The 21,419-nt window shown below is 50.0% G+C and carries 22 protein-coding genes; 8 read left to right on the plus strand and 14 right to left on the minus strand.

The window, feature by feature from the left end:
• Positions 1–239: 239 nt before the first annotated feature.
• The 4 genes from EL143_RS00305 to EL143_RS00320 all read right to left on the minus strand — a co-directional run bounded on the left by EL143_RS00305 (position 240) and on the right by EL143_RS00320 (position 5,199).
• Positions 240–785: a FixH family protein gene (locus tag EL143_RS00305; protein ID WP_085416806.1), complete on the minus strand. Its 546-nt coding sequence runs from the start codon at positions 783–785 to the stop codon at positions 240–242.
• A 3-nt stretch (positions 786–788) separates the two neighbouring features.
• On the minus strand, positions 789–2,261 hold the full coding sequence (ccoG, locus tag EL143_RS00310; protein WP_085416805.1) for a cytochrome c oxidase accessory protein CcoG: 1,473 nt from the start codon (positions 2,259–2,261) through the stop codon (positions 789–791).
• A gap of 258 nt (positions 2,262–2,519) precedes the next feature.
• Entirely contained in the window at positions 2,520–3,185 is a 666-nt protein-coding gene (locus EL143_RS00315; protein WP_085416804.1) for a cysteine hydrolase family protein, read from the minus strand.
• A gap of 415 nt (positions 3,186–3,600) precedes the next feature.
• Positions 3,601–5,199 (minus strand): peptide chain release factor 3, encoded by a 1,599-nt coding sequence (locus tag EL143_RS00320; RefSeq protein WP_085416802.1) that lies wholly within the window; start codon positions 5,197–5,199, stop codon positions 3,601–3,603.
• 436 nt (positions 5,200–5,635) lie between these two features.
• Between EL143_RS00320 and EL143_RS12185 the strand changes: the two genes are divergently transcribed.
• Positions 5,636–5,812 carry a hypothetical protein gene (locus EL143_RS12185; RefSeq protein ID WP_158087841.1) on the plus strand — a complete coding sequence of 59 codons (177 nt, stop codon included), beginning with the start codon at positions 5,636–5,638 and terminating at the stop codon, positions 5,810–5,812.
• A gap of 3 nt (positions 5,813–5,815) precedes the next feature.
• Positions 5,816–7,051, plus strand: coding sequence for a hypothetical protein (locus EL143_RS00325; protein ID WP_085416798.1), 1,236 nt, complete (start codon positions 5,816–5,818; stop codon positions 7,049–7,051).
• Between the two features lie 41 nt (positions 7,052–7,092).
• On the opposite strand, the gene EL143_RS00330 is transcribed toward EL143_RS00325, so the two are convergent.
• From EL143_RS00330 to EL143_RS00360, 7 genes are all read right to left on the minus strand, one after another.
• On the minus strand, positions 7,093–7,896 hold the full coding sequence (locus EL143_RS00330; RefSeq protein WP_085416796.1) for a carbon-nitrogen hydrolase family protein: 804 nt from the start codon (positions 7,894–7,896) through the stop codon (positions 7,093–7,095).
• A 385-nt stretch (positions 7,897–8,281) separates the two neighbouring features.
• Positions 8,282–8,647 carry a 50S ribosomal protein L19 gene (gene rplS / locus EL143_RS00335; RefSeq protein WP_009115967.1) on the minus strand — a complete coding sequence of 122 codons (366 nt, stop codon included), beginning with the start codon at positions 8,645–8,647 and terminating at the stop codon, positions 8,282–8,284.
• Between the two features lie 13 nt (positions 8,648–8,660).
• Positions 8,661–9,413: a tRNA (guanosine(37)-N1)-methyltransferase TrmD gene (gene trmD, locus EL143_RS00340; RefSeq protein WP_085416795.1), complete on the minus strand. Its 753-nt coding sequence runs from the start codon at positions 9,411–9,413 to the stop codon at positions 8,661–8,663.
• Entirely contained in the window at positions 9,413–9,922 is a 510-nt protein-coding gene (rimM, locus tag EL143_RS00345; RefSeq protein ID WP_085416794.1) for a ribosome maturation factor RimM, read from the minus strand. Before rimM ends, trmD begins: the two co-directional genes overlap by 1 nt.
• A gap of 22 nt (positions 9,923–9,944) precedes the next feature.
• Positions 9,945–10,193 (minus strand): 30S ribosomal protein S16, encoded by a 249-nt coding sequence (gene rpsP, locus EL143_RS00350; RefSeq protein ID WP_009115964.1) that lies wholly within the window; start codon positions 10,191–10,193, stop codon positions 9,945–9,947.
• A 153-nt stretch (positions 10,194–10,346) separates the two neighbouring features.
• The gene (gene aroB / locus EL143_RS00355; RefSeq protein WP_085416793.1) at positions 10,347–11,423 is read right to left on the minus strand and encodes a 3-dehydroquinate synthase; all 1,077 of its coding nucleotides are present in this window, start codon (positions 11,421–11,423) and stop codon (positions 10,347–10,349) included.
• A 6-nt stretch (positions 11,424–11,429) separates the two neighbouring features.
• Positions 11,430–11,948: a shikimate kinase gene (locus EL143_RS00360; protein ID WP_009115962.1), complete on the minus strand. Its 519-nt coding sequence runs from the start codon at positions 11,946–11,948 to the stop codon at positions 11,430–11,432.
• A gap of 140 nt (positions 11,949–12,088) precedes the next feature.
• On the opposite strand from EL143_RS00360, the gene bioC reads away from it, so the two are divergent.
• Both bioC and bioD read left to right on the plus strand, forming a co-directional pair.
• Positions 12,089–12,838: a malonyl-ACP O-methyltransferase BioC gene (bioC, locus tag EL143_RS00365; RefSeq protein ID WP_085416791.1), complete on the plus strand. Its 750-nt coding sequence runs from the start codon at positions 12,089–12,091 to the stop codon at positions 12,836–12,838.
• Entirely contained in the window at positions 12,835–13,485 is a 651-nt protein-coding gene (gene bioD, locus EL143_RS00370; RefSeq protein ID WP_085416790.1) for a dethiobiotin synthase, read from the plus strand. Before bioC ends, bioD begins: the two co-directional genes overlap by 4 nt.
• A 44-nt stretch (positions 13,486–13,529) precedes the next feature.
• On the opposite strand, the gene pmbA is transcribed toward bioD, so the two are convergent.
• Positions 13,530–14,858 (minus strand): metalloprotease PmbA, encoded by a 1,329-nt coding sequence (pmbA, locus tag EL143_RS00375; protein ID WP_085416788.1) that lies wholly within the window; start codon positions 14,856–14,858, stop codon positions 13,530–13,532.
• Between the two features lie 112 nt (positions 14,859–14,970).
• Here pmbA and yjgA point away from each other — a divergent pair, with 112 nt between their 5' ends.
• From yjgA to trpC, 4 genes are all read left to right on the plus strand, one after another.
• Complete coding sequence (gene yjgA, locus EL143_RS00380) at positions 14,971–15,501, plus strand: ribosome biogenesis factor YjgA (RefSeq protein ID WP_085416786.1); 531 nt, start codon at positions 14,971–14,973, stop codon at positions 15,499–15,501.
• Positions 15,502–15,511: 10 nt separating this feature from the next.
• Positions 15,512–15,979: a DUF2750 domain-containing protein gene (locus EL143_RS00385; protein WP_085416784.1), complete on the plus strand. Its 468-nt coding sequence runs from the start codon at positions 15,512–15,514 to the stop codon at positions 15,977–15,979.
• 287 nt (positions 15,980–16,266) lie between these two features.
• Complete coding sequence (locus EL143_RS00390; protein ID WP_085416782.1) at positions 16,267–17,010, plus strand: phosphatase PAP2 family protein; 744 nt, start codon at positions 16,267–16,269, stop codon at positions 17,008–17,010.
• 385 nt (positions 17,011–17,395) lie between these two features.
• Positions 17,396–18,178: an indole-3-glycerol phosphate synthase TrpC gene (gene trpC, locus EL143_RS00395; RefSeq protein WP_085416780.1), complete on the plus strand. Its 783-nt coding sequence runs from the start codon at positions 17,396–17,398 to the stop codon at positions 18,176–18,178.
• A gap of 404 nt (positions 18,179–18,582) precedes the next feature.
• Here trpC and lepB read toward each other — a convergent pair whose 3' ends face one another.
• Both lepB and lepA read right to left on the minus strand, forming a co-directional pair.
• The gene (gene lepB, locus EL143_RS00400; RefSeq protein ID WP_085416778.1) at positions 18,583–19,578 is read right to left on the minus strand and encodes a signal peptidase I; all 996 of its coding nucleotides are present in this window, start codon (positions 19,576–19,578) and stop codon (positions 18,583–18,585) included.
• A gap of 3 nt (positions 19,579–19,581) precedes the next feature.
• Positions 19,582–21,375, minus strand: a complete 1,794-nt coding sequence (gene lepA / locus EL143_RS00405) for a translation elongation factor 4 (RefSeq protein WP_085416776.1) — start codon at positions 21,373–21,375, stop codon at positions 19,582–19,584.
• Between the last annotated feature and the right edge of the window lie 44 nt (positions 21,376–21,419).

Genomic DNA, 21,419 nt, shown 5'->3' on the forward strand with positions numbered 1-21,419 from the left:
TAAGGTAAGGCTTTTGCTGCGCGCGCCTGCTGGTTTTAACGGTTTCCTATGATGGTTAAACCAACTTGTTCGGCAATACCTGCCGCCAAGCATTATTGAAAAACAGATACCCCAAGCAAGCTTAAGCATAACTTATCATCAATCAAGCAAAATGCCTGTCTGAAAGTTTTCAGACAGGCATTTGGTATCATGGTCTCATATGAAACCAGAAAGAAACCGGTGTTTCGTTTGCCGAAATCTCAGCTGCCGGCCTCCGGCAGTTTTTCCATGGGAGACAGCGTTAAAGCGTTGCCTTTGTTTACCAGCCATTTATCTTCCACTCGCCATTTGCCGTCAGCATCCTCCACTCGCACATACCAATGCTTGGCAGGCGGAAGCGGTTTGAACACGGCGTGATATTCATATTTATCGCCGGATAAGCCTCCCGAACCCGCTTGCAGCGTTACGGTTTGATCATCTGCCTGACGTGCAGGATGCATAAACAGAATATTAATCTTTTCTTTAGGATTGAAATCGCCGCTGATAAATACTTTGGCCGCATCATTCGAAGGGCTGATCAACACTTGCGCCTGAATATTGCGCTTCTGTGCTTCCTGATCCCGCTCGATTTGCAGGTTGATGTATTTACCGTCTTTATAATAGTCATCAATTACCAAGTCCGAATTATTGGTTTTGGCAATGAAGAAAGTGGCTGTCGCGGCCACCACCACAATGGCAGGGCCAGCCATAAGAATCCAAGGCCAGGGCTCTTTATACCAAACCTTGGATTTTTTCGGTTCGCTCACGTTTTATTCTCCAACAAATGAGGATTTTTCTACCAGCTCCTCGGCATTTTCGGATGCTTCGGCCGCTTTTCTGTATTTGAATTTAAATTCAATCGGATGCGTGCCTTTATCGGCATATTCGGGATAAGTGGCAACCTGCACCGGCACGGTCAGCGTTTCACTTGGCGGCACGCGCAAACCTCCTTCAGGCAGCCCTGTCAGGACGATATCTTCAAAGCCGCTTACCGTTGCCGTAACGATTTGCTCTTCCTCGCTGTAGTTAACAACCCTCAGGTTATACGCATTTTCCAAACGGCCTTGTTTATTCTCGCGCACCATCACGCCACGGTCTTTAATGATGTCGACTTTCAAACTGTCGCGCGTAGAAAGGCCGAACAGTAATGCGGATACCGCGGCCAACAAAAACAAACCGTATCCAATCACTCTAGGTCTGAGCAGGCGCTTTTTGATTTGCTCTTCGGGATATTGATGTTTGAGCGCCGCTTCGGTGGTGTATCGGATCAGGCCGCGCGGATAATTCATCTTATCCATAATCTCGTCGCACGCATCGATACACGCGGCACAACCGATACACTCATATTGTAAACCGTCGCGGATGTCGATGCCGACAGGGCAAACTTGCACACACATGGTGCAGTTGATACAGTCCCCCAGCCCGCTTTCCTCTTTGCTCATATTTTTCTTACGCGCCCCGCGAGGCTCGCCGCGCTCTTCATCGTAAGAAATAATCAGGGTATCCGGGTCAAACATGGCGCTTTGGAAACGCGCATACGGGCACATGTATTTACACACTTGTTCACGCATCATATGCGCCATCAGCCAAGTCATAAAGCCGTAAAACGCAGCAGCAATCATGGGGGCGGTGTTGGCCGTGCCGTTGAAAATATTCGGCACAAATTCGCGTATCGGCGTAAACCAACCCGCAAATGAAATACCCGTCCATGCACATACGGCAAAAATCAACAGGTATTTAGTGGCTTTAATACGGATTTTGGTGAAATTCCAAGGCGATTTTTCCAGCTTCAAACGCTTGTTCCGATCGCCCTCAACCAAATGGTCGATCCACAGCATTACTTCGGTATAAACCGTTTGCGGGCATGCATAGCCACACCACAAACGTCCGGCAATGGTTGTCCACCAAAACAGGCCGAAAGCCGACACAATCAAAAGGCCGGAAAGATAAATCAAATCACCCGTGCCTAACGACAAGCCGAAGATATAAAAATGCCTGTCGGGAATATCGAACAACACCGCCTGCCTGCCGTTAACATTGAGCCAGGGCAACACATAAAACACAAACTGCGTTGCAAAAATGGCCACCACGCGCCAATTGGCAAAACGCCCTTTTGCCAGCTTGGGATGGATCCGCTTGCTGCCTTGATAAAGATTGATTACCTGCTCTTTAGGCTGGTTTCCAGCCTGTTTGGATGAGTTTGGTTTATGTTTGTCCGGCTGTGGGTTGGTTTGCTCAGACATATCACGTTCCTTAAAATATTAACTTATCTTGGTAATGAATATAATCTTATGTTTATTATTTGTTTTTTTATAAAAACAAATCAGAAAGAGGAAATTTTATTAACAGCTTCCATATTTCCGACTTCTGATATGACTATTATAAAACTATATGTGTAACGAAGAAAGCTGGCAGCCGTTTTTTTCAGAAACATCATCATAATAGAAATGCCTGTCTGAACCGTTTACATCCGTTCAGACAGGCATATTCAAAAACTGCAATCAAATTCTGGCAAATTTTAAGGCGTGGTTGATTTTAACAAATTGTTCTGATCTAGAATTTTCAGGCATCAATTTGCAAACCAATTCCATAGAATTGGTAATCGTGCGCACACCCACACGACGCATTTCAGTAATGGCGCACAATGTATCTTCCGCATCAAACCCGCGGCAGGCAGCCAAATTTAAAACGATATCCCAGTTGCCGAAAAAGCGTAACTGTTTAACCGTATCCTTTAAGCTGCGGTCTATTGCCGTGCCGCCTATAATCAAGGTAGATGCTTCCTGCTCCAGCAGCCATTCGATAAGCCCGGTACTCTTCAATTCTTCTTTATCGTGAAAACACAGGCTTTGATGCGCATCATTGGCGCAATTAACAGAAAAAATCTTGTGGTAACGGGACTCCGAAGGCATCCCTTGCAGCAGCTCGCTCCCCTCCATCGCATTAATCACATCAACAAAACCGGAACTCTTAAAAGGGGATTTACACGGCTGATCAAAAGCGTTCAATAAAGTATCAGGCTGGCTTCTGACCAAGATGCGTTGTTGGGCGAACAATGCGTTCTTGTTTAACTCTGCAACCATTTCCCCCATATAGGCTGCCGCAACCCTTCTCGATTGCCCGAGAAAGCTGCGTTGCGGTTGAAAGTCGATAGAAATGGTTTTCATGGTTGGGGGATGCCTGAAAATGATTATTTAGGGTGTCATATAACCTTCTTAAAGATAAGTGGCATTCTAAACAGACAATCGGTATTTTCCAATATTTTTTTTCATATTTTTATTGCACCAAATCAAACAACTTTCTTGATTATAAACTTAAGAAACCATATCGCCATGATTTATAACCAATTTATTTGTTTAACATATAAATAAACGTTTATCTCAAATAAAAACCGATTATTCCGATTTTTTCAACTTTTACACAACAATTATGATTATACGTCCCTTATAGCTTGACAAATACTTTTCACAACCGGTATTAACCCAAAGGTTCAAATAACAGAAGGCCAAAATACGGCAGATAAAACACAATGCCTGTCTGAAAACCGTTTCAGACAGGCATTGTGTTTTACATACAGCTTATTTACTCATTCAAATTTACCGCATGCTCGCGGGTTTCATGAAACACGATATCCGGCCAGCGCTCCTGCGTCAAATTCAGGTTCACACGGTTGGGCGCCAAGTAAGCCAAATTACCGCCTGCATCAATCGACAAATTAACGGCATTCGCTTTTTCAAACTCCGCCAGCTTTTTCTTGTCTTCGCAAGACACCCAGCGCGCCGACCAAATGCCGACATTATCAAACACCGCTTCCACGCCGTATTCGGCAGCCAAACGCGATGTAACCACTTCAAACTGCAACACACCCACCGCGCCCAAAATCAAATCGCCGCCTGAATGCGGTTTAAACACCTGCACCGCACCTTCTTCGCCAAGCTGTTGCAAACCTTTTTGCAGCTGTTTGATTTTCAGAGGGTTTTTAATCCGAACGCTACGAAACAGCTCCGGCGCAAAAAACGGAATACCGGTAAATGCCAACTGTTCACCCTCGGAAAAGCTGTCGCCGATTTGAATATTGCCGTGGTTGGGAATGCCGATGATGTCGCCGGCGTAAGCTTCTTCCACCAGCTCTCGGTCGTGCGACATAAACGTAACCACGCTGGAAGCGGCAATATCTCGGTTGATACGCAGATGTTTCATTTTCATGCCGCGCTCGAATTTGCCGGAGCACACGCGTAAAAAGGCAATACGGTCGCGGTGTTTCGGATCCATATTGGCTTGGATTTTAAACACGAAACCGGAAAACTTTTCTTCAGACGGCTCAACCACGCGCACAGTAGCATCCCTGCCTTTCGGTGCAGGAGCCCAATCGATCAGCGAGTTAAGAATTTCCTGAATGCCGAAATTATTGATGGCCGAGCCGAAAAACACGGGGGTCAACTCGCCGGCCAAAAATTCTTCAAGGTTAAATTCGTTTGATGCGGCCTGAACCAATTCGATCTCGGCACGCAGGTTTTCCATTTCCAGCGGAAACAGCTCATCCAAGCGCGGATTATCAATGCCTTCGATAATCTCGAATTCATGCGGCAGCTTTTCCCCGCCCGCATCAAACAAATATACTTCGTCATTCAGAATGTGGTACACACCCTTGAAGTTTTTACCCATGCCTATCGGCCAGGTTACCGGCGCGCAGCAGATTTTCAGGATGCTCTCAACTTCATCCAAAAGCTCAAGCGAATCGCGCACTTCTCGGTCGTATTTGTTCATGAAAGTAACAATCGGCGTATTGCGCAGGCGGCAGACGTTCAAAAGCTTGATGGTTTGCGCTTCTACACCTTTGGCCGCATCAATCACCATCAACGCGCTGTCGACGGCGGTGAGCACGCGGTAAGTGTCTTCCGAGAAATCTTGGTGGCCGGGGGTGTCGAGCAGGTTGACGGTGTGGCCTTTATACTCGAACTGCATCACCGAAGAAGCAACGGAAATGCCGCGCTGCTTCTCGATTTCCATCCAGTCGGAAGTGGCGAATTTGCCGGTTTTCTTGCCTTTCACCGTGCCGGCGCTTTGAATGGCACCTGAAAACAGCAGCAGCTTTTCGGTCAAGGTGGTTTTACCCGCATCCGGGTGGGAAATAATGGCAAACGTGCGGCGGCGGCGCACTTCTGAAGGAATATTCGACATTTTTTATTCTCAAAACAGCGTCTAGCGAAAAAACCTAATCACGGCACGAGCACAAGGCCGGAATATTCGGCAAGGCTGTCGAATGATTAGGTTTCACAGTTTAATCAGGCAGCGGATTCACCGCACCTGCATCACATTAAAGATGCGCGATTGTACTAAAAAACACGTTTTCATTCAATGCAGAACCCAAACCAATGCCTGTCTGAAAATTTTCAGACAGGCATGTTCCAAGCCACAATACAGCAATAGCAAATAAAGCTTACCGGCTATCCGCTGCGGCGAAAAACCGCACACTTTGTCTACAATTCGTGCAAACCGCCGGCTTTCGGATAAAATCCGTCTATAACATTTATACCCATAATATTTATATCCACAGTCAGCCAAACTGCAACAACACCGCAGTAAAAGTTAAATTGGTTGACTGTATTTCCACATCATGAAACGAATCCGCATACTCATTACCCTTATTTCCCTTATTGCCGGCATTTTCTATCTGCTGCCCGCCTGTCTCAAACACCGCGAGATCCGAGCCGCACAAGCCGATCTGCAACTTCTGGCTTCGGAAAACACGGAACCATCCAAGCATCCGAATAACGGCTACGCCGCATTATGACTCTTGCCCTACCAAACCGGCTCTGCAGCCGAACGCACCGGCTTAATGAAAAAATACCAAGAAGCCCTGCACAATACCGACGCTGAAATACCGCAAGAATTACAGGCATTGGCACTGCCTCTGCCTCAAAATGAAGAAATGCGCTGCGCTCCTAACGCATCCGAATGCCTGTCTGAAATCAAAGCCAAGCTTCCCGAATACAAGCAAGCTCTTTATCGATACCGCGACCTCATCCGCAATATCGACGCGCTTGCAGATTATGAAAATCTGTATCTCGACCATCCGCCCGGCGATGGTTTGCCCCCGTTCAAACAGCGCCTGCCCCAACTCAACCTACTTTCCTACGGGCGCGCCGCTGCTGCCGTAGAATGGGCAGACAACCAACCCAAACAGGCCCTGCAACGCGCCTGCCGCCAAATCAAATTAGGCAAAACCCTGATCCAGAAGCAACAAGAACTCGTCTACGCCATGATGGGCGATGTTTTAGTTTCCGGTAACACCCGTTTGGTTGCGCACATGCTTTCGGAAAAGCCCGAATGGGCAACGCACCTGCCCGAAACATGCACTCAAGCGCTCATGCCGTTCACACAAAACGAACACAACATTTGCGGTTCAATAAAAAAAGAATTCCGTTCGATCCGCAACCTGAATCGACAAATGGGAGCAAATTCCTCTTTCAACATCCGCCTTGAGCTTCTTACCAAACCGGAAAACTCATGGTTTCTGCTGCTTGACGATAACGAACCCTTTTGGCCGTTGGCTCTCCAAGCCATGACGCTGCCGGTGTGCGATACGGAACACAATGAAGCCATCCTTGCCGCATCCTACGCACCTTTCTGCCGCTCATCTGCTTTGCAGGCCTCGAAACAAGATACCGGCCCTGTCTCAATGCCAGAAGCAATCAGCTATCACAGCTGGTCATGCAAAAGCAATGTACTCGGCTGCCGGTTCTTCGGCTCAACCCTTGTTGATTTCTCCGACTATCAAAACCGCCTGCAAGACACCCAAATGCTATTGCGTGCCATCCAAGCTGGCTTGGATTTGTACCGGTTACCGACACAGCAAAGACAAGTTGCATTAAATTCCATTTTAGACCGCCATAGCAGCCCGTCCCGACAGCTACGGTGGGATACGGAAACACACCACATCACCTTCCCTCTCTATTTATTACACCCGCCATCAAGCACCCATGAGCATACCGGTTGCATTATCCAGCCCATAAACCAAATGCCTGTCTGAAACATTTCAGACAGGCATTTGTTATCGTGAAACAACGCTGCTCAAAGCATTTTATGCGACAAGGCCGGCAGCCTTGCGCGGACGCTTTTCAACCGCCCCACGTCCAACTCCGCCGTTACGATGCCCTCCCCTTCGCCCAAAACATTCAGTACCTCGCCCCACGGATCAACAATCATCGTATGCCCAAACGTTTTACGGCCGCTCTCATGCAAGCCGCCTTGTGCAGCCGCCACAACATAGCACTGGTTTTCCACCGCACGCGCGCGAAGCAACAGTTCCCAATGCGCCAAACCGGTCGTATAAGTAAACGCAGCCGGCAGCATCAACACATCAAAAGGCAATTGCGCTCGAAAAAACTCAGGAAAGCGGACATCATAGCATACGCCCTGTGCCACGCCCCAACCATCAACCCGCAAGCTGGGCACCGACTGACCTGCCAAAATCGTATCGGCTTCGGCATAACGTTCGCCCAAACCCGAATAACCGAACAAATGCATTTTGTCATAGCAGCTCAAGCGCTCGCCATCCGCATCAAACACCAGCATGGTATTTAAAACCTTATCCAGCTCTCTGCTTTTCAAAGGCACCGTTCCACCGAACAAAACCACACCGCATTCATGCGCCAGCTCACTCAAAGCCTGCTGAAACGGCCCGCAGCCCAAAGGCTCCGCCACAGCCAGCTTATCCGAATCCTGTTTGCCCATGAGCGGCCAATACTCCGGCAACAACACCCAATCCGCTTGCAATTTGGCAGCGCTCCGCACCAAATTTTTCATAGTTTCAAGGTTTTCATCCGGATGTGTAGAAGAAACCATTTGAATGGCCGCCACTTTAATATTATTCATACTTATTCCTTATTCGATACCGAAGTAACTTGATAATAACTGAAGCCACTAGATATCAGCAATGTTTTATCATCGAGTAACCGACACAGCCATATCAAATAAGTTTAAAAATCAGCATACCTTCCACATTCGGGCTTGACCAGAGTATCTTGAGTTTTGTTAACTTTTGGAGATGCTCGGGTCAAGCCCGAGTATGACGAAACACAAAAATACAGTTTATTCACAATATAACAAAGCCTGTCTGAAAAACAGTTTACAAACACTTTTCAGACAGGCATATATCTAATCCCAAGTAATAAAGCCCAAATAAAAACTTCTCAAGCTCCGGCCATAAATCCGTTTAGCTTGAGAAGTTTTATCTTTGAAACTGAAAATATATTCGGTATTAGCCTTTACGCGCAGGCAATTTTTCTTTAATACGGGCAGCTTTACCAGTCAAGCCACGCAGATAGTAAAGTTTGGCACGGCGCACATCACCACGGCGTTTCACTTCGATTTTCTCAAGACGCGGAGAATACAATGGGAAAGTACGCTCAACACCTTCACCGCTGGAAATTTTACGCACGATAAAGTTGCTGTTTAAGCCACGGTTGCGGCGTGAAATCACCACACCTTCATAAGCTTGCAAACGGGTACGGTTACCCTCTACCACGCGCGCCCATACCACAACGGTGTCACCCGGAGCAAATTCAGGGATATCTTTGTTTAAACGAGCAATTTCTTCTTGCTCTAATTGTTCAATCAGGTTCATTTCATTTCCTTAATTATGATTGGATTTTCCGTTGCTCTTCTTCAATTTCCTGTAAGAGTCGGATTTCCTCTGGGATTAAATTGCGCTTTTCCAGCAAATCCGGTCGGCGCAGTAAAGTGCGTTGCAGCGATTGTTTTAACCGCCACTTCGCTATCAAACCATGGTTTCCCGAACGCAGCACATCCGGAATATCCATACCTCGAAACTCTAAAGGGCGTGTGTAGTGCGGGCAATCCAACAGACCGTCGGCAAAAGAATCCTGCTCTGCCGACTGACTGTCGCCCAACACGCCGGGAATCAGGCGCAGCACCGCGTCCATCAGCATCATGGCCGGCAACTCGCCGCCTGACACTACAAAATCACCTATACTGATTTCTTGATCAACGCTTGTCGATAATATGCGTTCATCTACACCTTCATAGCGCCCACAAAGCAAAATCAAATCGCTCATCTGAGCGAATTCTGCCACTTTTTGATGTGTCAGCGGCATACCTTGCGGGCTTAAATAAATCACAACAGGCTGATTACCGGAAAGATTTTCCTTTGCCGCATCAATAGCTGCCTGCAATGGCGGCGCCATCATAATCATTCCGGGTCCGCCGCCAAAAGGGCGGTCATCGATATAACCCAGTTTGTTATCGGCAAACCGGCGCGGGTTAATGCTATCGAACTGCCACAATCCTTGCTTAAGGGCGCGGGAAGTTACGCCGTATTGCGTGATGCTCTCAAACATCTCGGGAAACAGGGTAATGGCTTGGATTTTCATCAATAATCCAAGCCCCAATCTACCGTAATGGATTGTGTTTCGGAATCAACGCGGTCGATATAGTGCGACACAAACGGTATCAGCTTCTTTCCGTAACTGCCGTTAACCATCAAAACATCATGCGCACCTGTTTCCATCAGGTTTTCGACTTTGCCTAACGAAACGCCGTCACGGTTGAATACTTCCATACCTACCAAATCGGCCCAGTAGTATTCATCTTCTTCAACCGGAGCAAATTCTTCGCGGGGAATTTCAATCGTATAGCCGCGCAGAGCATGTGCGATGTCGCGGTCGTCAACTCCTTCAAATTTCACTTGAAGCTCGCCGCCGACCAGCTTTCCGCTTTCTACGGCAACATTATTGATTTGACCGTCTTTAACCAAGCGCCACTCGGCATAATCCAAAAGGCTATCAGGATATTCGGTATTTGCAGCCACTTTAACCCAGCCTTTAATACCGAACGCACCTTTAATGTAGCCCATAGCTATCCATTGCCGAGAGTCGTTCATGGTGTATTTGCTTTATTGGAACTTAAGCGGCAGCTTTTTGTTCTTTAACCAGTTTGGCTACTGCTTCGCTCACTTGCGCGCCTTGGCTTACCCAGTGGTTCAAACGCTCAGCATTCAAACGAACACGCTCTTGTTTTTCATTGGCAACAGGATTGTAGAAACCAACGCGCTCAATGAAACGGCCGTCGCGACGGCTGCGGCTGTCTGCTACGATAATGCTGTAAAAAGGGCGTTTTTTAGAGCCGCCACGGGCTAAACGGATAACTACCATGTTTAAAAATTCCTTGGAGAAAAATAGAATATATGGGAAACCGCTAATTTTAGGATAGTTTGGCGTTTTAATGCAAGTGTTTGTTGTATCAGTTTCATTTTTCCCGCTTGCCAAAATGTGTAAGTGTCGGATTTACACAGATTTCAAGCAGCATCAACCGCCCAGCACACGGCGCAAGATTTCCATATCGTTGATCGGAGTAATACAGGCCTCGCCCAATCGGTTCAAACTGACAAAACGCATGGTTCCGCCGCTGACTTTTTTATCGTGCTGCATATGCTCGATCCAACGCTCGAAACCAAATTCCGGCGCCTCGGTGGGCAGCCCGGTCTTTGCAAGCAAACGGATAACACGCTGAGTGTCGGCTCCGCTCAATTTGCCCAATTCCTGCGACAAACGGCATGCCAGCACAGTACCCGCGGCAACAGCCTCTCCGTGCAGCCATACTCCATACCCCATTTCCGCTTCAATGGCGTGGCCGAATGTGTGGCCGAGATTAAGCCATGCGCGTATACCTTGCTCTTTTTCGTCAGCCGCCACGATTTGGGCTTTCATCTTGCAGCAATGGTAAACGGCATAACTTAATGCCTCTTCTTTTTGCTCCATCAAATCGTGGATATTGTTTTCCAGCCAAACAAGAAAATCGGCATCTCCCAGCAAAGCATACTTAATCACTTCGGCCATGCCCGCAGAAAATTCGCGCGGCGGTAACGTAGCCAAAGTAGATAAATCGGCCAATACGGCTTGCGGCTGGTAAAATGCGCCGATCATATTTTTGCCCAACGGGTGATTAACCGCCGTTTTTCCACCTACTGAAGAATCCACCTGGCTCAGCAAAGTGGTGGGCACTTGGATAAAAGGTGCGCCACGTTGGTACACCGCAGCGGCAAAACCGACCATATCGCCGATTACTCCTCCGCCCAATGCGATTAACGTGGTTTGCCGCTCTGCCCTGTTTTGGAGCAAACCATCGAAAATCAGGTTGAGCGTCTGCCAGTTTTTATGTTCTTCACCGTCCGGCAGGATGATGGGAAAGTGATCCACACCCAAACTATCCAAACCTTTTTGCATGACTTCCAAATAAAGCGGCGCAATGGTTTCATTGGTAACAACCGCGGCTTTTTGCTTGATATAAGGGCGCAATATTTCTATCTGGCTTTGGCTTAACAGATCTTTGCCTATAAAGATGGGATAACTGTGCGACGGGGTGTTGACTGTGAGTGTTTGCATTTAGGGTTACTCTTGAATCAGGTTCAATATGGTTTCAATGGTTTTGCGGCAACTTCCTTCGCCGGCCTCCACCACAGCCGCTGCGGCTTCGCGGTAAACGGGATCACGGGCTTCGTAAAGCTCCTGCAGCTTTTCCAGGGGATTGTCCACTTGCAGCAGCGGGCGGTTTTTATCGCAACGGGTGCGCTTGAGCAAAACTTCCGGGCTGGCATGCAGATAAACAACCAATCCGCGCTCTTGCAGGCAGCGGCGGTTTTCCTCACGCAGCACCGCGCCGCCGCCGGTAGCCAGAATAATACCTTTTTTGCCGGTTAATTCGTTAATGACACAAGCTTCTCTTGTGCGGAACCCTTCTTCTCCTTCCAACTCGAAAATAGTGGGAATCGACACACCGGTTTTTTCACAGATAACATGGTCGCTATCGTAAAAAGGCTGCCCTAATTCTTGGGATAGCCGCCTGCCTATTGTGGTTTTGCCCGCACCCATCAGGCCGATCAGAAATAGATTTTTTTTTGATGTGTTCATGGGCTTGATTGTAACTGAAAATCCGCCTGAAGCGGCGATGGAAATGCCTGTCTGAAGCCGGCTTTCCTAATTCTACCAAGCCCCGGGCTTACGACAAATACAAATCTGCTACAATCCCTGATTTTTGCGTATTCTTTGCCATGCTCTGTAAAACAGATATCGCCCGCCGCTTTACCCGCGCGCTGCCCTCTTACGCGCAAAACGCACCGGCACAAACCCAAATCGCCGGGAAGCTGCTTGCTCTGCTGAAGCAGCAGTTCTCCGGCGAAGCGGCGTGCGCGCTGGAAATCGGTTGCGGTTCGGGTATTTATTCCCGCTTGCTGCAAAGCAGCCTGCCCGTGCGAGAATGGCATGTCAACGATCTATCTACGGCGTGCGAAGCGTGGGTAAGCGCCCACCGTTTTTTAGGCGGCGATATCGAAACGCTGGCTTTAAACACGCAATATGATTTAATTACCTCTTCTTCCACTTTCCAATGGCTTGCCGATCCCGCTGCTTTGGTGCGCAAACTCAATGCCTGTCTGAACACCGGCGGCATACTCGCCTTCAGTACGTTCACACCCGAAAACCTTTTTCAAATCAAATCTCTGACCGGAGCGGGTTTGGATTACCCAACCGAACAGGAATGGCGCCAGCTGCTGCTGGACTGCGGTTTTCACGTTTGCCATACCGAATCCGAAAGCCTTACTTTATACTTCGACAGCCCTCTGGCCGTGTTGCAGCATTTGAAAAACACCGGCGTAACCGCGACGCAAAAACAAATGTGGACAAAATCCCGCATGCAACATTTTGCCGAACTATACCGCAACCGCTACGCAACCGACGGCCGCTACCCGCTCACCTACACGCCGCTTTACATTATGGCGCAAAAACCGCTTAACACACCATGACCCAACGCATTTTCCTTATCAGCGGCATCGATACCGACATCGGAAAAACCGTTGCCACCGCCCGCTACGCCCAAGAGCTTGCCGCACAAGGCCTTTCCGTAATCACGCAAAAAATGGTTCAGACAGGCAATACCGGCATCGCCCAAGACATTCTTACCCACCGGAAATTGCAGGGCGTGCCTCTGACCGAACACGATTTAAACGGCACCACCGCGCCCTATGTGTTCCCCTACCCATGCTCGCCGCATATGGCTGCCGAACGGGAAAACACGGTGATAGACCCCGACCGCATCCTGCAAGCCACCGCCACCTTGTTGCAGCACTATGACACCGTATTACTGGAAGGCGCTGGCGGCCTGATGGTGCCGCTTACCCGCGATGCCACCATCCTCGACTACGCCGCCCAACACCGCTACCCCATCATTCTGGTTACATCGGGCAAGCTGGGCAGCATCAACCACACCCTGCTCAGCATACACGCCGTCGCCCAACGCAACCTGCCCCTGCATCGGATAATCTATAACCGCTACCCCGAATACGACCCGGCCATCAACGCCGAAACCGAGCGCTTTTTACAAAACTATATCCGCACGCATTTTCCGCAAACCGAATGGCAGGTGCTTGAAAAGCTGACAATGCCTGTCTGAAACAGTTTTCAGACAGGCATCCGGCTTTTCAAGCATGAAGGGATTCACGCCCCCGCCACCGTCATTTCCGAAACCAACAGCGAGCCGACTTTATGGTTGGAGCGGCGCAGTGCGTCATCCGCCACGCCGGCGATGTTCATAAACATATCCTGCAAGCGCGAGGCGATGGTGATTTCTTCCACGGGATAAACAATCACGCCGTTTTCCACCCAAAAGCCTGCCGCACCGCGCGAATAATCGCCGGTCAGCATATTCACGCCCTGCCCCATCAACTCGGTAACCAGCAGCCCCGTGCCCATTTCTTTCAACAGCGCCGCCTGTCCGGCATGGGTAGGCGCAAGAATCAGATTGTGCGCGCCGCCGGCATTGCCCGTGGTTTGCATGCCCAACTTGCGCGCGCTGTAACTGTTGAGAAAATAGCCCTGCACCACACCTTGCTCAACCACGAAACGCGGCCGGGTCGCCACGCCGTCTGCATCGAAATAAGTGCTGCTCCACGCCTGCGGAATGTGCGGCTCTTCGCGCAGATTGATGAAGTCGGAAAAAATCCGCTTGCCTAAGCTGTCGGTCAAAAAGCTGCTTTGGCGGTAAAGTGCACCGCCGCTCAAACCGCCTACCAAATGCCCGATTAGGCCGGCGGCAACGGTTGTATCAAACAGCACGGGATAGTTGCCGGTAGGTACACTTCTCGCCCCCAAGCGGCGCACCGCGCGTTCCGCGGCGGTTTTGCCGATGGCTTCGGCACTTTCCAAGCCCGAAGCCGCTCGCGCCATATCATACCAATAATCGCGCTGCATACCGGACTCATCCTCCGCCACCACGCTGCACGAAATGCTGTGCCTCGTGCCCCGCTGGTGCTGCAAAAAGCCATGTGTGTTGCCGTAAACAAACTGATAATGATAAGTCTGAACCGAAGCGCCTTCCGAATTCTGAATGCGCCCGTCGGCATCCAGAGCCGCTTCCTCGCAACGCAAAGCCAGCGCCGCTGCGTCTGCGCTGCTCAAGTCCCACTCATGATATTTGTCGAGATCGCCGAACTGCGTAGCCATCAGCTCCGCATCGGCCAAGCCCGCGCAATCGTCTTCTGCCGTGTATTTAGCAATATCAACGGCAGACTGCACGGTTTCTTCCAAAGCCGCCCGCGAAAAATCGGCGGTGCTGGCGCGGCCCTTGCGCTGCCCCACATACACCGTGAGATCAAGCGATTTATCTTGTTGGTATTCAATCTGCTCGGTTTGGCGCAAACGCACCTGCACACTCTGCCCCTGCGATTCGCTCAAATCCGCCTCGGCAGCCGTAGCCCCTTTTTGTTTGCCCAAATCCAACACCTGTGCGCACAGGTTGCCCAAATCCTCTGAAGTGTGGTGAAACATATTTTTTCCTGTTTGAAAACTAAAGGTATTTTAACCTTTTTCGGTAGCAGCCGTTGAAGAAATCGGCTATGGCTATGTTAGAATGCGGAAATCCTTAAATCGAGTATGAAACATGAGTGAGCAGCAAGAAGAGCGCATCAGCAAAACGCAAATGAAAAAGCGCATGGACGAATTGCAGGATTTGGGCATGGAATTAACCCGCCTTTCCGCCGAAACCCTGAAAAAAATCGACCTGCCCGAAGATTTGTATGAAGCGGTGCGCGAATACAAAAAAATCACTTCCAACGGCGCGCTCAAACGCCAAACCCAATACATCGGCCGCCTGATGCGCGAAACCGATCCCGCTCCGATACGCGAATTTCTCGCCAAGCTCAAAGGCGAAAACACCGCACACAATGCCTTTTTGCAGCGCATCGAGCAAATGCGCGCGCGGCTTTTGGCGAATGACGACGCGCTTACCGCATTTGTAGCCGACTACCCGCATGCCGATACCGGCGCCTTGCGCACCTTAATCCGCAACACACGCAAAGAACAAGAGCTGGGCAAGCCGCCGAAAAATTTCCGCGCCCTGTATCAGGAAATCAAAGCCGTGATGTCGGATGGCAGCAGCGCAGACGGTTCAGCCGACAAAGCCGAAGAATAAAGGTTCCGCTATGTACACCGCATTTGAAGATTCCGAATACCAGCGTTTTATCGACACTTTGCTCGACACCCAAACCGTTTACACGCTTGCCGACGAAAACGGCGTGGCCGAATGCCCTTCCACAGAATACAACGGTGCCGACGGCGAACCGGTAGCCGTTTTATGCTATTGGTCCTCAGCCGAAGCGGCGCGCGCCTGCCAAAGCGAAGAATGGAGCATTTATCAGATTGAAGCCGTGTCTCTGGCCGAATTCATGAGCACTTGGCTGATTAATATGGATGAAGACCAATGCTTGGCCGGCATAGAATTCGACGCCGGTTTGTACGGATTGGAAATCGAGCCCATCGAGCTTCTCGGCGATTTGATGGACAACGCCCAAAAACGCGGCATCACGCTGGACATCCCCGACTATGAAGAGCTGGTCGCCTACCGCCTCGAATGGGAACGCATGGCCGCCGGGCAAACTTTATTAAACTGACCGCCGCCATAATGCCGGATAAGCCTGTCTGAAAACCATCCGTATGTTTCAGACAGGCATTTAATTCAATATAGCCAACCTACTTACATAACAACACCGTCATACTCGGGCTTACCCGTGTATCTCCTAAAGTTACTGAAGCTCAAGATACTATAGTTAATCAAATTAATTTTTAATACAAGGCAGCAAGCCGAAGACAGTACAGATAGTACGGCAAGGCGCAGCAACGCCGTAGTAAAAGTTAAGTTGATTAACTATAGAGGCAAGCTGAGAATGACGGGTGTACTATGGTTAAGCCGATTCACTATATCATGCCGGCCGGCGCAGCCCTCCTTCAACCTGCTTTCAGACAGGCATCATCCCAAACACACACCACCTTTTCCATGAACCTAAAAAAACTGATCCCGCCACCCGGCCTTTTACTGATGCTGTTCCTCGGCATCCTCATTCCCCTGCTGATTATCGGGGAAATCGCCGAACACCTGTTGGTACACGAACGCTTCGCCTTTGAGCAGCCTTTGATGCTGGCCGTCCGCCAGCATACCCAAAACTGCCCGATCACTTATCTTGCCCTCATCCTGCACTGGATAGGCAAATGGCCCGCCGCCACATCAATCGCCGCCCTGATTGCCTGGTACGAACTGCGCAACCTCCGCCCCAACCGGGCCGTGTTCGTGATTCTCAGCACCGCCCTGCCCACCGCCGTTATGAGTGCTGCCAAAGCCTTCTTCAGCCGCACCCGCCCCGAATTCTGGCCGCGCATCGTTGAAGAACAAAGCGCCTCATTCCCCAGCGGCCACAGCACTTTTGCCGCCGCACTAGCCACCACCGTCGTGATTTTGTGTTGGCAAAGCCCCCACCGCGCCTGGATTATCCTCGGTGCCCTCAGTTTTACCCTGCTGGCAGGCTTCTCCCGCATCGTCTTAGGCGTTCACTACCCCACCGACGTACTCGTCGGCTGGCTTACCGGCATGAGCACCGTAATCGGCATCTATCAACTGATGCGCAATAAAATCAAACAATCGCGCTGAACACACAATATGCCTGTCTGAAAAGAGGTTCTGCAAAAAGAAACCCGCTTTTCAGACAGGCATTTTCTTATATAAGATAGCCAACCCACACCCTAACAACACCGTCATACCCAGGCCTGATCCAAGTATCTTGAGTCCCAGTAAGGTCGGGAGATACTCGGAGCCAGCCCGAGTATGACGAGCGTACTATTTCTAAGTTGATTAACTATATAACCCAAGCATCCGATAGACCTTGCCAAGCTTTTGCATTAACATACGGCCCAATCCGCACCAATCCCAAACGGTTGATTATCTATGGCGCGGATACACGTTTCCCTATTCACGCCTGTCTGAAAACAGCGGCAACAGCGCTTTTCAGACAGGCATATCCAAACGGCCGCATACCATGAACGACATCCTGCAAAAAATCCTCGCCACTAAAGCCGAAGAAGTTGCCGCCGCCAAAGCCGCAGTTTCTCCTGAAGCCATCCGCCACCAAGCCGAACATGCTGGGCCTGTGCGCAACTTCACCGAAGCCATCCGCGCCAAACATGCGCAAGGCCTGCCCGCCATCATTGCGGAAATCAAAAAAGCCAGCCCGTCCAAAGGCTTGATCCGCCCTGATTTCAACCCGGCCGCCCATGCGCAGGATTACGAACGCGCCGGCGCCGCCTGCCTTTCCGTGCTGACCGACGAGCAATATTTCCAAGGCTCGCCCGAATACATGAAGCAGGCACGCGCCGCCGTTAGACTGCCCGTGTTGCGCAAAGATTTTATCGTTGACGAATACCAAATCTACCAAGCGCGCGCATGGGGCGCCGATGCCATTTTGCTGATTGCCGCCACACTCGGCGCCGAAGAACTGGAGCGTTTCGAGCAAACCGCCCATGCGCTGGGGATGTCGGTATTGCTGGAGCTGCACGACCCTGCCGAGCTGGAGAAATGCCGCCGCCTCACTACACCTTTGCGCGGTGTAAACAACCGCAATTTACGCACGTTCGAAGTGAACATGCAGCAAACCCTCGTTCTGCTGCCACAGCTCGAAGGCCATATCGTGATCGCCGAAAGCGGCATCCGAGGCAAAGAAGATGTGGATTTCATGCGCAGCCACGGCGTGCATACTTTCTTAATCGGCGAAACCTTCATGCGTGCCGACGATATTGAAGCCGAAGTGAAAAAGCTGTTTTGATTTACCGCTGCGAGCAGAGGTTTAAACCATATTGCAAATCAACTGTATCTTTACCATATAATTAATCAACTTAAATTTTAGGGCTAATCTACTTCAGCCTCTAACTTTTACTACGGTGTTGCTGCGCCTTGCCGTACTATCTGTACTGTCTTCGGCTTGCTGCCTATTAAAAATGTGTTGATTAACTATAAGTGAGCCTGTCTGAAAGATTTTTTGACAGCGGGTAGATTGATTTAGGCCGTAGGCCGTAGGCCGTAACCCAACACCCAATCTAAATACTGACAATGCGAATGTTCGGTTTTCGCTGTGCTGCAACCCAACATACCCAACTGCGTTGCAACATTGTTTGCCATACAAAATGCCTGTCTGAAACTTTCAGACAGGCATTTGCCGTTTGCACAACTTTATTTGATTGACGTGCCGATGCGGCTGCGGTCGCTAAAGTTCAACCAAATGAAAAACGCTTTACCCACCAGCAACTTGTCGTCTACAAAGCCCCAATAACGCGAATCTTCGCTGGCATCCCGGTTATCGCCGAGCACGAAGTAATTGCCTTCGGGCACTTTGCAGCGGAACCATGAACCGTCGCGCGAATAATCGCAGTTTTCACGGTATGCGAAGTTGGCACGTACATGGCTGGGCGAGAATGCCGGGTTGCCGTTGATGCGCAAAGTTTGATACTCGCGCCCGTTCAAACGCTCCTCATATTGATCGGCCTGCACTTCCTGCAAACCGAAAGGGGTGTTTTCCTGATAGTGGTACAGCCCTTCCGATTTCGCTTCCACTTCCTCTCCGTTAACAAACAGGGTTTTGTTGCGGTATTCCACCACATCGCCCGGCACGCCGATAGCGCGTTTAATATAATTGATGCTGTTGTCTTCAGGGTAATTAAACACCACCACATCGCCGCGCTCCACCTGCCCGGTAGGAATCAAAACCGTATTCAAAATCGGCACGCGGATGCCGTAAGACGATTTTTTCACCAAGATAAAGTCGCCCACCACCAAACCCGGGCGCATCGAGCTTGAAGGAATCTGAAACGGCTCGGCGATAAACGTGCGCAACACAAATACCAGCAGGATAATCGGGAAAAAGCCGCTCATATAATCGCGGAAATGGTTATCGTCGCTAATCCTTTCCGACACTTCCGGCGCCCATTTCGACGTGAGCTTATGCCAAACCCATATCACACCGGTAAACAGAACAAAAATAAGCAACACAGCAGTAAAGCTCATCATGGCGGCGAGCAAACCGAACACCCCCACCATCATTAAAAGGTAGCCCCATTGCAGGCCGTTGCTCCATTCGCCCTTGATATTGCGCTCTTTATCGCTGGCCGCATACAAAACTCCGCCGACAACCAGCGCCAGCGCCGCCATTACAACCCATTGGTTAACCATGCTTTATTTATCTCCCACTTGTAAAATCGCCAAAAACGCGCTTTGCGGAATTTCCACATTGCCCACCTGCTTCATGCGGCGTTTACCTGCTTTTTGCTTTTCCAACAATTTCTTCTTACGCGTAATATCGCCGCCGTAACACTTGGCCAATACGTTTTTACGCAATGCCTTCACGTTTTCGCGCGCGATAATCTGGCTGCCGATGGCTGCCTGAACGGCAATATCAAACATCTGGCGCGGAATCAGTTCGCGCATTTTGGCGGCCAGCTCACGCCCACGGTGAACGGCGCTCTGGCGGTGCACAATCAGGCTCAAGGCATCCACTTTTTCACTGTTTACCATAATATCGAGCTTAATCAAATCGGAAGGCTGGAATTCTTTGAATTCGTAATCCAAAGAAGCATAACCGCGCGAAGTGGATTTAAGCTTGTCGAAGAAATCCATCACCACTTCGTTCATCGGCAAATCGTAAGTGAGCATTACCTGGCGGCCCATGTATTGCATATTGACCTGCACACCGCGCTTTTGGTTGCACAAAGTCATTACGTTGCCCACATATTCCTGCGGCACCAAAATAGTAGCCGTAATAATCGGTTCCAAAATCGTTTCGATGCTGCCGATATCGGGCAGCTTAGAGGGGTTTTCCACCTCGATTTTTTCACCGTTTTTCATGATTACTTCATACACCACCGTCGGCGCGGTGGTAATCAAGTCCATATCGAACTCGCGTTCCAAACGCTCCTGCACGATTTCCAAATGCAGAAGGCCGAGGAAACCGCAACGGAAACCGAATCCCAAAGCCTGCGATACTTCCGGCTCGAATTTCAGCGAGGCATCGTTCAATTGCAGCTTTTCCAGCGCTTCGCGCAAAGCTTCGTAATCGTGGCTTTCAACGGGATACAAGCCGGCAAACACCTGCGATTGCACCTCTTGAAAGCCCGGCAGCGGTTCGACGGCGGGATTGGACACCAGCGTTACCGTGTCGCCCACTTTAGCCTGCCCCAGCTCTTTCACGCCGGTAATCAGAAAGCCCACTTCTCCCGCGCCCAGCTGCTGCTTGGCAACGGATTTCGGTGTGAACACGCCCAGCTGCTCTACCAGCGTTTCCGCTTTGGTCGACATAAAACGGACTTTGTCTTTAAGCTTCAAAGTGCCGTTTTTCACGCGGATCAGCATCACCACGCCCACATAATTGTCAAACCATGAGTCGATAATCATGGCTTGCAGAGGCGCTTCGGGGTCGCCGGTCGGAGCGGGGATTTTTGCCACGATTTCTTCCAGCACATCTTCCACACCCAAGCCGCTTTTGGCCGAACAGGTTACCGCACCCACTGCGTCGATGCCGATAATGTCTTCAATCTCCTGAGCCACACGGTCGGGGTCGGCAGCGGGCAGGTCGATTTTGTTCAATACCGGCACCACTTCCACACCCAAATCAATCGCGGTGTAACAGTTGGCAACGGTTTGCGCTTCCACGCCCTGAGAAGCGTCCACCACCAGCAGCGCCCCTTCGCAGGCAGACAGTGAACGCGATACTTCATATGAAAAATCGACGTGTCCGGGCGTGTCGATCAGGTTGAGCTGGTAAACCTGCCCGTCGCGCGCTTTGTAGTTTAACGCTGCGGTTTGCGCCTTAATGGTAATGCCGCGCTCTTTTTCAATGTCCATAGAATCAAGCACTTGAGTGCTCATTTCGCGCATTTCCAAGCCACCGCAATATTGGATGAAGCGGTCGGCCAGCGTGGATTTGCCGTGGTCGATATGGGCGATGATAGAGAAATTTCGGATATTGTTCATAGTGTTCATGATGATGCAGTATTTTGAAATGCCTGTCTGAACGC

The organism is Neisseria canis (assembly GCF_900636765.1).
Lineage (GTDB): Bacteria > Pseudomonadota > Gammaproteobacteria > Burkholderiales > Neisseriaceae > Neisseria > Neisseria canis.

Bases quoted from the DNA above. Each gene is read 5' to 3' on its own strand.
- ccoG (WP_085416805.1), bottom strand. From the start codon at position 2,261: ATGTCTGAGCAAACCAACCCACAGCCGGACAAACATAAACCAAACTCA.
- EL143_RS00315 (WP_085416804.1), bottom strand. From the start codon at position 3,185: ATGAAAACCATTTCTATCGACTTTCAACCGCAACGCAGCTTTCTCGGG.
- EL143_RS00320 (WP_085416802.1), bottom strand. From the start codon at position 5,199: ATGTCGAATATTCCTTCAGAAGTGCGCCGCCGCCGCACGTTTGCCATT.
- EL143_RS12185 (WP_158087841.1), top strand. From the start codon at position 5,636: ATGAAACGAATCCGCATACTCATTACCCTTATTTCCCTTATTGCCGGC.
- EL143_RS00330 (WP_085416796.1), bottom strand. From the start codon at position 7,896: ATGAATAATATTAAAGTGGCGGCCATTCAAATGGTTTCTTCTACACAT.
- rplS (WP_009115967.1), bottom strand. From the start codon at position 8,647: ATGAACCTGATTGAACAATTAGAGCAAGAAGAAATTGCTCGTTTAAAC.
- trmD (WP_085416795.1), bottom strand. From the start codon at position 9,413: ATGAAAATCCAAGCCATTACCCTGTTTCCCGAGATGTTTGAGAGCATC.
- rimM (WP_085416794.1), bottom strand. From the start codon at position 9,922: ATGAACGACTCTCGGCAATGGATAGCTATGGGCTACATTAAAGGTGCG.
- rpsP (WP_009115964.1), bottom strand. From the start codon at position 10,193: ATGGTAGTTATCCGTTTAGCCCGTGGCGGCTCTAAAAAACGCCCTTTT.
- aroB (WP_085416793.1), bottom strand. From the start codon at position 11,423: ATGCAAACACTCACAGTCAACACCCCGTCGCACAGTTATCCCATCTTT.
- EL143_RS00360 (WP_009115962.1), bottom strand. From the start codon at position 11,948: ATGAACACATCAAAAAAAAATCTATTTCTGATCGGCCTGATGGGTGCG.
- bioC (WP_085416791.1), top strand. From the start codon at position 12,089: ATGCTCTGTAAAACAGATATCGCCCGCCGCTTTACCCGCGCGCTGCCC.
- bioD (WP_085416790.1), top strand. From the start codon at position 12,835: ATGACCCAACGCATTTTCCTTATCAGCGGCATCGATACCGACATCGGA.
- pmbA (WP_085416788.1), bottom strand. From the start codon at position 14,858: ATGTTTCACCACACTTCAGAGGATTTGGGCAACCTGTGCGCACAGGTG.
- yjgA (WP_085416786.1), top strand. From the start codon at position 14,971: ATGAGTGAGCAGCAAGAAGAGCGCATCAGCAAAACGCAAATGAAAAAG.
- EL143_RS00385 (WP_085416784.1), top strand. From the start codon at position 15,512: ATGTACACCGCATTTGAAGATTCCGAATACCAGCGTTTTATCGACACT.
- EL143_RS00390 (WP_085416782.1), top strand. From the start codon at position 16,267: ATGGTTAAGCCGATTCACTATATCATGCCGGCCGGCGCAGCCCTCCTT.
- trpC (WP_085416780.1), top strand. From the start codon at position 17,396: ATGAACGACATCCTGCAAAAAATCCTCGCCACTAAAGCCGAAGAAGTT.
- lepB (WP_085416778.1), bottom strand. From the start codon at position 19,578: ATGGTTAACCAATGGGTTGTAATGGCGGCGCTGGCGCTGGTTGTCGGC.
- lepA (WP_085416776.1), bottom strand. From the start codon at position 21,375: ATGAACAATATCCGAAATTTCTCTATCATCGCCCATATCGACCACGGC.